Raw genomic sequence first — 12,964 nt, forward strand, 5'->3', positions numbered from 1 at the left:
TTACAGGATGACTAATTTCTCAATTTTTTCAACCTTCTTATTCGTTAACGTAGATTTAACAGTAATCTTATACACATACACACCTTTTCCTATTTTTTGTCCAAAATCATCGAGTCCGTTCCATGTTATTTCTCTTGATAAAAACCCGGTTGTATTCACTAATTGATTTATAGTTTTTACCACTTTACCAGAAATTGTGAAAATTTGCACTTGCACTTCTAACGGTTCAAAAGGGCGGTTATGATTAAACCAAAACTCGGTATAATTTACAAATGGATTGGGATAATTTAAAACCCGATCTAGCTTCAGTTCATCATCTCCAGCAACGATAAACTGCAAATCGGCTGTGGAAGAGTTATTATAAGTATCCCATGCTGTAACAGTAACCACGTGCATTCCTGGCTCAAGATCTCTAAGTTTTCTTAATGCCTTCCCTATATTAAAATTATCAATATCGCTTTCGTAGAAATCATTTAGAATTATCGGGTTTTCCTCATCACCATCTACGATCGCAATAAGATCATGACCTATCCCACTGGCGGTATTTATACCATTTTCATCTTCTAACTTTACCAATAATGTAGGTGAGGTGTTTGTAATTCCTCCATTAACAAAACCCTCATCATTCATATACAAATTAATCAAAGGCCCTTCGTTGTCTTCTGGTGCATCTTCGTTTAGTCCACCTACTAGAATACGCTGATCCTCTCCAGCTTGATCTTCAAAAATACCGGTTCGCTTACTATAGAGGTTTACCCTTCCATTGCCTATGGGAATTGAAGCATCTTTAGGAACCACAAATTCAAAGTTAAAAACTCCATTTTGCACACTAGCTTGTCCTCTATACAAAACCGCACCCAAGGATTTGAAGTTGAGAATTAATAATTCTCCTGCTGCATTTCGGGTTCCATCGTTACCTAAAGTTTGTCGATTAACATATTTATCATATACAGTAGCAGATAGATCACCAGAGTATGAACTTAGTCGATTACCAGTGGCATCTACAATCTCACCGGCCATTCGCACACGACTTAAGGCTTTTAAAGTGTCTATTTTTTGAGTTAATGGAGTATCGTTAATTGATGTAAGTCTAATATCTGGTTTTGCAAAACCCAACTTCATAGCGGGATCTCCAATAAAGAAAATTACTCTGCGATTATCATCATTGATTTGATTTTTTGTTTCCCTAAGATTTTCAGCAACACTTTTAATCTCGTTTGTACCAAAAGAGAAAAGCTCTGAGGTTAACTGCTGATTAAAACTCACCCCTAATCGTACCGAAATTTCACGTGTGGTAGCGACTAAACCCACGGCTCCACCCTGAGGATTCCAGAATAATTCTTCTCCTGCTGCCGTACGGTTGGGATTATCAAATCGAGTAAACTCACAAGTTACTGTTACAATCAACGGAAGCCTATCTGGGTTATTTAATGCTTTTGCATTGTCTCTGGTAAATATGAATTCTGAAGCTAATGTATTTTCGCCACCGTGACCTAAATAAGCCATTACCAGCACACCTGCCTCAAGTTCGTTTACAATGCCTTCATTTACCTCAGGGTATCTATTACCGCCCGCAGATGCCTGCTGAACATAACTATCGCTATGAATCTTTTTTACATTTATAAAAGGCTTTTCTATTTGAATTTGATCCCCTAATGCATCAATTGTAGATTCTAGCTCCTCAAATTCCCAGGGTAAATCAACATCATCAGATACGAGTAAAAAGTTATTACGCCATCTCCCCAATGCAGTTTGCGAATCATAACTTATGATTTTATCGACTACACTATTTGCTAATTGCGGGGTATCTGCGAGTATTCTCCCTACTGCTACATCTAAACGATCTGCACCTCCATTACCTACCGGACTTCCATTCTCAATAATGCCCTCATCTGGATCTAATGATCCAAAATAATCATCAGTCATATAGGATTGTGACTGAGAAAAGCTAAAATAGGTATTGAATGTGGGAACAATATTATTGTTATTTGAAATTCTATCTTTATAATCAAACGAAGTATCACCAAACAAACAAACATACTTTAAGCGCTCTTCAGGAGATGATGCGCTTTCATAAACATAGCGTATTAAATTACGAATAGCTCCAATATCGGGATTGCCAGAACTAAATTCGTTATAGATTCCCTCTAGTGAAACTACTTTTACATTTAATCCTCTAAAATTTCTGTTGTGATTTGCCAATCGTTCTGCTTGTGGTCGCAGCAAATCTGAAGTAATCATTAAGTAATCTATAGCACCACGCTCTGCGAGAACAGAACCTTTAATATTTTGATTCTGAACTAATGCATTTTGACTTACCTGCTGCGGCACGTAGAAATCATTAGCATCTAGAGCCACAAATTTACGTGAGACGCCTAACCTTGACTTAAAACTGAAGATGGTCAAACTTTCTTTATTAGAAACCGAAGTTACTGCAGCTTTATTGGTCACTTCCCAAACTTCTGAAATTGTAGCAGCGTTCGCTATTTCATATTTGCCCACACCCGCCGCATTAATTCCACTATTATTTGAAAAGTTAAACTGCTCCCCAGTTCCTTCAAGTTTCCGTTCTGCGCCAATAGCAATAAAATCCAGAAAACCCGTACTGGAAGGATTTCCGTTATTTAAGTAATTTATTTGCACATTAAGCTGATCGCCATTTGCCCGAATTCTAGGATTAGTATCTGGAAATCTATAACTATCATATACAGCCCCGCGAGCAAGAATTGACTCATTGATAGTTAGTAGAGGAAGGCTTGCAAATTGATTTCCGTTAACCGATGCAGTAAAACCAGTAGGCGATTCTGAAATAGCTGCGACGTATAATCGAATATCAATGGGTTCAGAAACTACCCGATTAGGGAAATTAAATTCAAAATTCTGTTCATTTATAACATCAAAGCGTTCACCAAACCAGCGCCTGCCTAAGTTCAGCAAATTACGCTCATCAACTTCATAAAACTGATAGTCGTCAAAAGTATTTATAACAGTAGCTTCAGCTTCAATCGGTTGTTGCTGCTCTTGTACACGCAATCCAGCACCACCTGATGCGGTAATAAAATAATAGGACTTATCTGTATATGCATTAACATGGGTTAAACTTTCAGCATTAAACCCCAGCGAACCTTCGGCGTAAAATAAAATATAATCTTCATCATCAAAACGACCATCAGACTCTCCTACAACACGTATCGCATTCTCTTGAGGATCAAAAATTTGATTATCCTTATTCCGTAAGGGAAGCATTGCGCCACCATTTCCATAAATTTTTAAATTTTGTGGTTTAATGCTTCTCACATTCATTCCAAGCGATTCTAAAAATCGTTTATCTAACTTGAAAATCCCGGTCCTATCTACAGAAAATTTATAAATATCTCCGGAAGACAGTACAGAATTATCGGCAGCTTGAATTGTAGATATAAAATTACTTGAAGATCGCCCATCAATATATTCTATTCTAAATCGCTCAATTTTATATACCTGATTGTTTGCATAGTAAACAGGTGAAAAACTGAATTCAAAATTAGATTTTCCACGAGAGACAGAGACTCTAGAATCAAATTGAGGAGATGTAGGTAAAGCATCTAATGGTAGATCTTTTAAGTCTTGTATAGAAATAGTATTTGTAACGATCGGCGTAAATTTGACATTACTAGGTGACATTCCCAATTTTACTTCCCACCTATTAGAATATTTAATACCGTATACCGGAGAAAAGCTAAAATATTGATTATTAAAACCAGGCACATAATAAGTCTTATCTGAGGTAGAAACATTTACAGATTCTTCCCAATTAATACTAAACTCTTTTTGTTGTGCAAAAAAAACTGATGTTATAAATAAAAGAAAAGTAGTAAATATATAAGTCCTCATTTATTAAGTAAGAATAGCATGCAAAGTAAGTAAGAAATACTATAAAAATGTGAAAGATAATTAGATATACTAAAGCGTGGTATTTTTCGTTTAAAATAAGCTAACTCACTGTATTAATAGACTTAGTAATTTGCATAACTTATTATTTTATTGCAATTTGACTGCTTTATATTATATTGCAGTCCCAAATTTTGCTTAAAGAATTTACACCTATGAATAGGAATCTTGTGCTTAAATCGCTAAGCTTCAGCCTCATCGCAATGTTACTAACAAGTTGTGGAGGTAAAGGCAGAGACTACAAAAACAGCTCCAGAGCTACCGGCTGGAGTATTAATGACAGAGATGGAGGTTTCCAAGCTAATACAGACTACAAAGAGCAGGAAGCTGCACCGGGCTTAGTTTTTATAGAAGGCGGAACTTTTACAATGGGTCAGGTTCAGGATGATGTTATGCACGACTGGAATAATACTCCAAATCAGCAGCACGTTCAATCATTCTACATGGATGAAACTGAGGTTACTAACTTAATGTACTTAGAGTATCTCGATTATTTAAAAAAGGTTTTCCCTCCAGAAGAAGCTAATTACCGCAACATCTATTATGGTGCACTACCAGATACTTTGGTATGGCGTAACCGTCTTGGATTTAACGAGACAATGACTGAAAATTATTTACGTCATCCTGCATATGCCAGATACCCTGTAGTGGGTGTGAGCTGGATTCAGGCTGTTGAGTTTGGTAACTGGAGAACAAATAGATACAATGAATTTGTACTAGAAGAAGAAGGTTATACTCAAAAGGGAGCTAAATATAATGTAGATGCAGAATCTACTTTTGACACCTACACGTATTTGCAATCACCTAGCCTTACTTATGGTGGTCAAGATGATGTAATACGCGGAGGAAGAGCTTCTGCACAACGAGAAAAAGCAAACACTCCAAAATCTAATCCTAACAATCCGGGAGGTAGTGTTGAGGCTAAAGATATTTATGTACAAATGAAGGATGGTATTATTTCTACAACAAAATACCGCCTACCTACAGAAGCGGAGTGGGAATATGCTGCTTTAGGCCTTGTAGGAATAAGAGAATATAACGCTTATCGCGGAAGAAAAAAATACCCTTGGGATGGTGCATATACCAGATCTGGTAATCGTAAAACTCGAGGTGATCAGTTAGCAAACTTTAAGCAAGGTGATGGTGACTATGGTGGTATCGCAGGATGGTCTGATGACAATGCAGATATAACTGCAGAGATCAAATCGTATGAGCCTAATGATTACGGTCTTTATGATATGGCTGGTAATGTTTCTGAGTGGGTTGCTGATGTTTACAGACCTATAGTAGATGACGAGTATAACGACTTTAACTACTACCGTGGTAACGTTTATACTAAAAACGCTATAAATGAAGATGGAACCGTAAAAGTTCTTACAACTGCAGATATTGTTTTTGACACACTTGACAATGGTAAAATTGTTGCTCGTAACTTACCAGGAGAAATTCTTCAAGTTCCGGTAACAGAAGACGATACCTATCTTAGAACTCAGTTTTCTGATAGTGACAACCGTAATTTTAGAGATGGTGACAAACAATCATCTAGATATTATCAAAGTTTTTCTGATGCTTCTGCAAATGACAGAATGTATGATTCACCAATCAATAAAATTTCTGCCGGAGAAAACGGTATGAATAAAGAATATGACAAAGCAAATAATCGTACAACATTGATTGATGATGAAGTACGTGTTTATAAAGGTGGATCTTGGAGAGATAGAGAATACTGGTTAGATCCTGCACAACGCAGATATTTACCACAATCTATGGCTACAGATGATATAGGTTTTAGAAATGCAATGTCCCGCGTAGGTTCTAAAGCAACTAAAAATAAAACTCCTAGAAACTAATTAGTATCTACAGATATAAATCTTAATTTTAATGCCCATTGCGATTCGCTTTGGGCATTTTTTTTACCTGATAATTATGAGTACAACAGATCTATATACTTTATTCCTGGAAAGCACAGGAGTTACTACAGACACCCGTAAAATCGAAAAAGGTAAACTATTCTTTGCTTTAAAAGGAGAAAATTTTAATGGGAATAGTTTTGCACAAGAAGCCTTAAACTCAGGTGCTTCATATGCAGTAATTGATGAAGAAGAATTTCATACAAATGATGAACACATTATTCTTGTGAAGGACGTTCTTAAATCTCTACAGGATCTTGCACATACACATAGAAAGCATTTAGACATACCTATTTTAGCATTAACGGGAAGTAATGGTAAAACCACTACCAAAGAGTTAATTCATTCTGTATTATCAAAAAAATTCAAGACTGTTGCAACTGTAGGAAATTTAAATAATCATATAGGTGTACCACTCACCCTATTATCTATGACTGCCTCTACAGAATTTGGTATTATAGAAATGGGCGCTAATCACATTGGAGAGATTGAATTACTTACAGAAATTGTAGCTCCAGATTTTGGTTATATAACAAATTTTGGAAAAGCGCATCTTGAAGGCTTCGGAAGCATAGAAGGTGTGGTTAAAGGTAAAAGCGAACTCTACACCTATCTCATAGGTCATAAGGGCACCTTATTTTTAAATTTAGACGATCCTATTCAGAAAAGTAAAGTTGACGAGACCCACACATATTCCTTTAGTCAACATGCAGAAGCATCAATTCAATTTAACTACGGACCTGCTAATCCCTATGCAAATTTAATACTTGACGGTGAACAGCTACAGAGTAATCTAATTGGTCAATACAACACCGTAAATATTGCTGCGGCAGCGGCTATTGGTAAATACTTTAAAATTGAAACAAAAGATATTATTGACGCAATAGAATCTTACGTACCCGCTAACAACAGATCTCAAATAATTAACAGAGAAGAACAGACAATTATTCTCGATGCTTATAACGCAAACCCTTCAAGTATGGAAGCCGCTCTATATAATTTGGCAGGATTAGAAGCTACTCCAAAAGTTGCATTTTTAGGAGATATGTTTGAATTGGGAGAGCGAGCTGCAATAGAACATCAGACTATTATTGACTTAGCTAAAAACTTAGATTTAGCTCATATTATTTTTATAGGAGAAAATTTTCACAAAACGGAAACCACCTATTATAAATATAAAAATCTAAAAGACCTGAAACAAAAAGGAATTCCAGAACCTATAAATTACTTACTACCTAAAGCAACCATTTTAATCAAAGGTTCCCGAGGAATGCGCTTAGAAGGAATTTTAGATCTCCTAGCCCATTGATGAAAACATATAATATATAAATAAGGGCAATCTTTATCAAAAATAAAATCGCCCTTATTTGTGGGATATATTGGATTCGAACCAATGACTTCCACGTTGTCGACGTGACACTCTGAACCAACTGAGTTAATATCCCATTACAAACAAATGTATTTTAATCTGTGTTTATAATTGAGCTAATCTACATAAACTAAGTGTAAGTATGAATAAAATACTATTTCAAAGCTATGCTCATTATAAAAACTTAATTTTAAAATATAAATAAAACTATACCTATGAAAATACAGGCTTTTCAACTTAATTTAAAACTGGCAAGTATAGCACTTGTGTCGTTACTCTTATTTTCTTGCGGAGATCAAAAGAAAAAAGATTCTTTGACGGAAAATGAAAATATTCAAGACTCAACCGAAATAAATCAGTTTGGCGGTCTTGCTTTATATACACTACGCGATGCAATGACCGAAAATACAGAAAACACATTGCAAACAGTTGCTAGTGATGGCTATGCGTATATCGAAGCAGCAGGATATGAAAATGGTAAATTTTACAACCTAGCACCTCAAGATTTTAAATCACTTTGTGAAGATATTAATTTGAAACCTGTAAGTACGCATCAAGGATCTGTTACCTTAGAAAATGCAGCACAAATGATTGCTGATGTAAAAGCCGCCGGCTTTGAATATTTTGTAATCCCGGTACCTCCTATAGGTATGTTTACATTTGATCAAGAGACAATGACTATGGGAATGAATGGAACTGTAGAAGAACTGGCTACTATTCTAAACACGCTTGGAGAACAATGTACTGCTGCAGGACTGACCTTGTTATATCACAATCACGACTTTGAATTTAAAAAAAATGAGAACGGAATAGTGCCTATAGACTACTTGCTTGAAAACACCGACACTAAAAATGTTAACTTTCAAATGGATCTATATTGGGTAACTAAAGCTGGTGCAGATCCTGTCGCCTATTTTGAAAAGTATCCGGGTAGGTTTAAATTATGGCATGTAAAGGATATGGATGACGAAGGCAAATTTGCTCCTGTAGGTGCAGGAACAATTGATTTTAAGCGAATACTTGCCGAAAAAGAAAAATCTGGAATGCAGTATTATTTTGTAGAGCAAGATCAGACGTTTGATACTACTCCATTAGAAGCAATTAAAATAAGCCACAAAGGCTTAGAAGCTATTGGCTTTAATTAAAACTGAATAGTATTTCAACTTTAGAAAGGCTATCTATTTAGATAGCCTTTTCATTTTGCACTTTTAACCGACTGTTATTTTAAAGCATAGCATTTTTCAATGTATGAGGTCTTTAAAGTGAATATTATTTAAAAATTAACTAAGAATCTATAGAACATAAAGGCTTTGCAGCTGCAACCGTCATAAAATTAAATTCTGATTCTAATACAGTTCCAGTTAATCTTTGATTGATTTAAAGCCTTTAAAAATTATAAGATGAATAACTTTTATGCTGTATTAAATATGGTCATAAAAATTTGGAGATGATTTTCTATAATTTGTAAGAAACCTTCAAAATAAGCGTTCTGGGCTGAATGTAAGTACGTTGATCTGTAATTAGAAACTGACTGAAGGAATTGCTCGCTCGATAGCGAATGTCAAAAATATTCTGCCCTTCTATTTCAAAACCCCAGGCGCTTCCCTCCTTTTGGTAAAACAAACTCGCTCCCGCTTCCTGAAAGCGATTGATCTGACTTTGAGTTTGATTCTCGTAATATGTAAACTCATAACTCGCTTTTAAAATAAAGTCTTTTAAAAAGTCATAATCAAGGTAGGCAAAAGGCGTTATCCGCTGAAAATTACTATCAAAAGTATCTGAGCTAAAATCACTAAAACTGTGACGGACTCCGGCTTCTAAGTTAGGCCAATCGTTAAAAGAAGTTTCAGTTTTGAAATTGTAACTATAATTCACAGAATTATAAGCGAGAGTCTCATTATTCACGATTCTTAAGTAATCAGAAAGGTTTAAATTTCCACCCACAGTAAAGCGATAATCGCTTATTTTTTTGGAAAACGACGCATTTGCACTGTAGCTATTTTCAGGAAGATCTGTATAAATCAGGGTATTAATCTGGTCTATTCCTTCGATTTGAGTGGTGTTTCGTATCGCGTTTTCTGTATGTCGATAACTCAACCCAGCATTCATAAAAATGCCACGGTATAAACTAAATTTAGAATAGAACAGCGAGGCGCTGTGTGAGCTCATTTTCCAGATTTACATTCCCTGAAAACAAGCCATTAAAGCTACTTAAACGTAAGCGATTTGCCAACTGGGAGGCATTGCCAAACTGAGATTGTCTGTTGTATTTCAATCTTAGTTTTTCTCCGCTCTTCATTTCCCATTCTACAAGTAATTCTGGTCAAGACCATTATAAATTATAGCAAGGTTATTATATACAGCATATACATCTTTAATTTTATGGTCTGGCAAAAATTTAAGGGCATTAAAAGACGAGTTCTCACTTCCTATGTAATCTCTAGCCTTCTCTTGAGAAATAGCCATATTAAGCATCATTTTTCCTGAATGATAATCATCATCAATTGATCTAAAATTTTGGTAAGCCTTATAATAAGACGCGTAAGCACTGTCCAAATATGAATAGTTACTATAAAAGTATGCTAAGTCCCAATATGCATTTGCTAATATTTTACTATCACCCAATTGATCTGAAAGTGCAATAGTCTTGTAATTTGTATACCGAAAAACAGTTGAGTCTGCATACAGGAATTTAAGGGAAAGTTTAGATAGAAGAGAAAGTCTTAAACTATCATCCACTATTTTATTATCAAGATTCTCAACTTCTTCAATGCTTTCTTTAAAAGAGTCGAGCTCATACTTTGTTGTCGAGAAATTAGTATTTGATTTTTTTGAACAACCTAACAAAAAACAGACGCTATAAAAAAGTGCTAGCTTCCCTACGTTACGAGAAGAGAATATATTAATCATAGAGATTGTTTGAGTATATATAAGACTGACGAAAATTTAAACTTATAATAGTCTATAGCGTAATATAAAAATAAAATCCCTGAAATTCCATTTCAGGGATTTTATTACTAGAGCTAATAATCAATCTTCAGGCTCTCTCGGTTTCTCTTGATTATTTTCATTACCAGAATCACTAATGACATTGATGTCATTAGTGATTCTGTCCGGTTCACAACTTACATTTACTACGATTGTAGCTAATAAAAAAAGTAAAAGGGATAAATTTTTTAATTTCATATTGAAGTTTTTAAATAGTAATCTGAAACTTCAATTGGATCCAATCTCCCGTTTATCGGGGCTTCATTGTTGTTAACACTGTAATATTACTTGAATCCCGTATCTTATTATAGTTATTATGAAACTAGATTGTATCTCTCCCTTAACGGATGGTAAACTGCTTATTTTTAAGGGTAATTAACTGGATAAGGAGATGTCACCTTTACCTAAGATATCTTTTAAATCATCTACGCTATTTTTATAAGTTCGCGAGAAGGGTACTGAAAATGAATTCACCCCATCCTCAAAAAATAGTAAAGATTTATTATAGTTTATACGGCGGACAGCAGTCGCATTAATAATATAACTGTTATGAATTCGAAAAAAACATTTAGGTAGTTTCCTTTCAAAATACCCTAAAGACTTAAAGGCAGTTACCTCTTTTTCTTTTTTAAGAAAAATATCGGTAGTATTATTATCTGCCTTAAGAAATAATATCTCATTAATCTTTAAAAAGCGATAATCGGAATAAGACTTCAAGCAAATTATATTGCTTCTAGTTTTTTCATTTTTGATAATTCTCTCAAATCTTAAAAGACATTTTCTTATTTCTAGTTCTTTCATTGGAAAAAGTAAATAGTCCGTAAACCCTGCTTTTAAAGCATAATAGGCATAGGTTTTTTACTCTTGATCATCTAATCATAACTGGAGAGACTTCTAAGCAGGAGATAGCTTCTAGTAAAAATCCCCATCCAACCTGCAAAAGCATAGGATGATCAAAATCGACAATTAAAATTGATGGTGGGTGTTTTAATATACTATTTAGGGCTGAATCAAAATCAAACGAATAAAAATTAAATACAAAATCTGTTTCTTCAAAAGATTGAAAAAACCGTATTGTATCTATATTCTTTGTTATGATTGAACAATTCAATTGAGTAACAATATATAATATTAGTCACTTGAAAGTATTCAATAGTTTTGAGTAATTAAGTCCAAAATTCCTTACTTGAGGTAAGCACATGGCATAAATCATTAACCATCTGGTTATACTATCTGATTTTAGTTTAAAAAAAGAGCCAATTCAAAACTTCTTATTAAGCGAATAGTATCAAAACAAAAAAAGGCTTCACATTTCTGTGAAGCCTTGTCTTTGCTAGTAGCGGGAACTGGACTCGAACCAGTGACCTTCGGGTTATGAGTTTTTGATACTATACTATCAATTTAATATAAAAACACTATAAATCAATGATTTACATACTATTTAATATAGTTTGACAATATATAATATCAAACAAAACCAACAAATGTTGTACCTATGTTGTACCTAAAATGACTACCTTTATAATCCAAAAGTAATTATTATGGCAACAGTAAGAGTAGTTTTAAGAAAAAAGAAAAATAAAGCCGGACGGTTTCCTATTTCTATTCGCATAACTAAAGACCGTAAAAGTTCTTACTTAAATACAGGTCAATATATAGATATAAAATTTTGGGACGAGAAAAACCGCAATGTTAGGAAGTCGCACCCTAATTCAAAGGTGCTGAATAATTTTATTATAACTAAGGTAGCAGAAGCTAACGATAAGGTATTAAAATCTGAAATGAAAACTGAATATCAGACAGTTTCAGAAATCAAAAACAAAATTGTAGTTACTAAAGGACTTGACTTTTTCGCCGTAGCCGAAATGCATCTTCAAAATCTAAAAAATAGAAACAAACATCATCAATACGATACTGAACTTGGGCGACTAAAAAAATTCAAAGAATTTCTTTGCAAAGATTCACTTCCTTTCAATAGACTGAATGTCACAGTTCTAAAGAAATTTGAAACTCACTTACTGCATACTAAAAACCTTTCGCCGAGGACAGTTGTAAACTATTTAATTCTCATCCGTACAATCTTTAATTTGGCAATTTCTGAATCAATAACAGATAGAGGCCTCTATCCATTTGGCAAAGGAAAGATGACTATACGAATTCCCGAAGCTCAAAAAATTGGCTTTACGGCAGATGAAATTCAAATATTAGAAAATGCACAAGGGATAACTGAAGCTCAACAAAAGGCAATTCATATTTGGCTCGTCAGTTTTTACTTTGCAGGTATTCGAATTGGGGATGTATTACAACTAAAATGGTCAGATTTTAACGATGGACGCCTACTCTATCGGATGAACAAAAACAGTAAGCTTGTTTCTCTTAAAATTCCTGAAAAAGCTATAGAAATATTTGATTTTTACAAAGACAATTCATCTTACAATGAGCTTGTCTTTCCTCAATTAAAAGGCACCAACCTCAATGATACTGAAGAAATATCGAAAAGAACACAATCAATAACTCGAAATTTGAATAGAAGATTAAAGATTGCCACTAAGCAACTGGGGATAAAGAAAAATATAAGTATGCACATTGCCAGGCATAGTTTTGGTAATATTTCTGGGGATAAAATTCCTATTCAAATGCTGCAAAAATTGTATCGTCACTCATCTGTAACAACGACTATACGTTATCAAGCAAATTTCATCCATAAGGATGCTGATGATGCTTTGGATAGTGTAGTCAATTTTTGAACCATTCCAATTTTGCAACA

General features: G+C 34.3%; 9 protein-coding genes and 1 tRNA gene. 4 read left to right on the forward strand and 6 right to left on the reverse strand.

Translation table 11 applies throughout. The annotated features are described in order from the left end of the window. Positions 1 to 3,873 (reverse strand): type IX secretion system sortase PorU, encoded by a 3,873-nt coding sequence (gene porU, locus DSM00_RS09055; protein WP_128757708.1) that lies wholly within the window; start codon positions 3,871 to 3,873, stop codon positions 1 to 3. Positions 3,874 to 4,085: 212 nt separating this feature from the next. Here porU and gldJ point away from each other — a divergent pair, with 212 nt between their 5' ends. After that, on the forward strand, positions 4,086 to 5,780 hold the full coding sequence (gene gldJ, locus DSM00_RS09060; RefSeq protein ID WP_128757709.1) for a gliding motility lipoprotein GldJ: 1,695 nt from the start codon (positions 4,086 to 4,088) through the stop codon (positions 5,778 to 5,780). A gap of 76 nt (positions 5,781 to 5,856) precedes the next feature. Continuing rightward, on the forward strand, positions 5,857 to 7,149 hold the full coding sequence (locus tag DSM00_RS09065) for a UDP-N-acetylmuramoyl-tripeptide--D-alanyl-D-alanine ligase (protein ID WP_128757710.1): 1,293 nt from the start codon (positions 5,857 to 5,859) through the stop codon (positions 7,147 to 7,149). A gap of 61 nt (positions 7,150 to 7,210) precedes the next feature. On the opposite strand, the gene DSM00_RS09070 is transcribed toward DSM00_RS09065, so the two are convergent. Further along, a tRNA-Val gene (locus DSM00_RS09070) sits at positions 7,211 to 7,285 on the reverse strand. Positions 7,286 to 7,424: 139 nt separating this feature from the next. Here DSM00_RS09070 and DSM00_RS09075 point away from each other — a divergent pair. Further along, positions 7,425 to 8,354, forward strand: coding sequence for a sugar phosphate isomerase/epimerase family protein (locus DSM00_RS09075; protein WP_128757711.1), 930 nt, complete (start codon positions 7,425 to 7,427; stop codon positions 8,352 to 8,354). A gap of 310 nt (positions 8,355 to 8,664) precedes the next feature. Here the strand turns inward: DSM00_RS09075 and DSM00_RS09080 are convergent, their stop codons facing one another. The 4 genes from DSM00_RS09080 to DSM00_RS09090 form a co-directional block, all read right to left on the reverse strand. Next, on the reverse strand, positions 8,665 to 9,378 hold the full coding sequence (locus tag DSM00_RS09080; protein ID WP_128757712.1) for a TonB-dependent receptor: 714 nt from the start codon (positions 9,376 to 9,378) through the stop codon (positions 8,665 to 8,667). Next, the gene (locus tag DSM00_RS15535) at positions 9,344 to 9,508 is read right to left on the reverse strand and encodes a hypothetical protein (RefSeq protein ID WP_164916314.1); all 165 of its coding nucleotides are present in this window, start codon (positions 9,506 to 9,508) and stop codon (positions 9,344 to 9,346) included. Before DSM00_RS15535 ends, DSM00_RS09080 begins: the two co-directional genes overlap by 35 nt. An 8-nt stretch (positions 9,509 to 9,516) precedes the next feature. Then, positions 9,517 to 10,119, reverse strand: a complete 603-nt coding sequence (locus DSM00_RS09085; protein ID WP_128757713.1) for a hypothetical protein — start codon at positions 10,117 to 10,119, stop codon at positions 9,517 to 9,519. A gap of 453 nt (positions 10,120 to 10,572) precedes the next feature. Next, complete coding sequence (locus tag DSM00_RS09090) at positions 10,573 to 10,998, reverse strand: LytR/AlgR family response regulator transcription factor (protein WP_128757714.1); 426 nt, start codon at positions 10,996 to 10,998, stop codon at positions 10,573 to 10,575. Between the two features lie 740 nt (positions 10,999 to 11,738). On the opposite strand from DSM00_RS09090, the gene DSM00_RS09095 reads away from it, so the two are divergent. Then, positions 11,739 to 12,944 (forward strand): site-specific integrase, encoded by a 1,206-nt coding sequence (locus DSM00_RS09095; RefSeq protein ID WP_026753614.1) that lies wholly within the window; start codon positions 11,739 to 11,741, stop codon positions 12,942 to 12,944. Positions 12,945 to 12,964: the final 20 nt, after the last annotated feature.

Origin of the sequence: Leeuwenhoekiella aequorea, assembly GCF_004104375.1 — a bacterium.
Lineage (GTDB): Bacteria > Bacteroidota > Bacteroidia > Flavobacteriales > Flavobacteriaceae > Leeuwenhoekiella > Leeuwenhoekiella aequorea.

Excerpts from the sequence above, each read along its gene's own strand:
- DSM00_RS09090 (WP_128757714.1), bottom strand. The coding sequence starts at position 10,998 with ATGAAAGAACTAGAAATAAGAAAATGTCTTTTAAGATTTGAGAGAATT.
- DSM00_RS15535 (WP_164916314.1), bottom strand. The coding sequence starts at position 9,508 with ATGAAGAGCGGAGAAAAACTAAGATTGAAATACAACAGACAATCTCAG.
- porU (WP_128757708.1), bottom strand. The coding sequence starts at position 3,873 with ATGAGGACTTATATATTTACTACTTTTCTTTTATTTATAACATCAGTT.
- DSM00_RS09080 (WP_128757712.1), bottom strand. The coding sequence starts at position 9,378 with ATGAGCTCACACAGCGCCTCGCTGTTCTATTCTAAATTTAGTTTATAC.
- DSM00_RS09075 (WP_128757711.1), top strand. The coding sequence starts at position 7,425 with ATGAAAATACAGGCTTTTCAACTTAATTTAAAACTGGCAAGTATAGCA.
- gldJ (WP_128757709.1), top strand. The coding sequence starts at position 4,086 with ATGAATAGGAATCTTGTGCTTAAATCGCTAAGCTTCAGCCTCATCGCA.
- DSM00_RS09095 (WP_026753614.1), top strand. The coding sequence starts at position 11,739 with ATGGCAACAGTAAGAGTAGTTTTAAGAAAAAAGAAAAATAAAGCCGGA.
- DSM00_RS09065 (WP_128757710.1), top strand. The coding sequence starts at position 5,857 with ATGAGTACAACAGATCTATATACTTTATTCCTGGAAAGCACAGGAGTT.
- DSM00_RS09085 (WP_128757713.1), bottom strand. The coding sequence starts at position 10,119 with ATGATTAATATATTCTCTTCTCGTAACGTAGGGAAGCTAGCACTTTTT.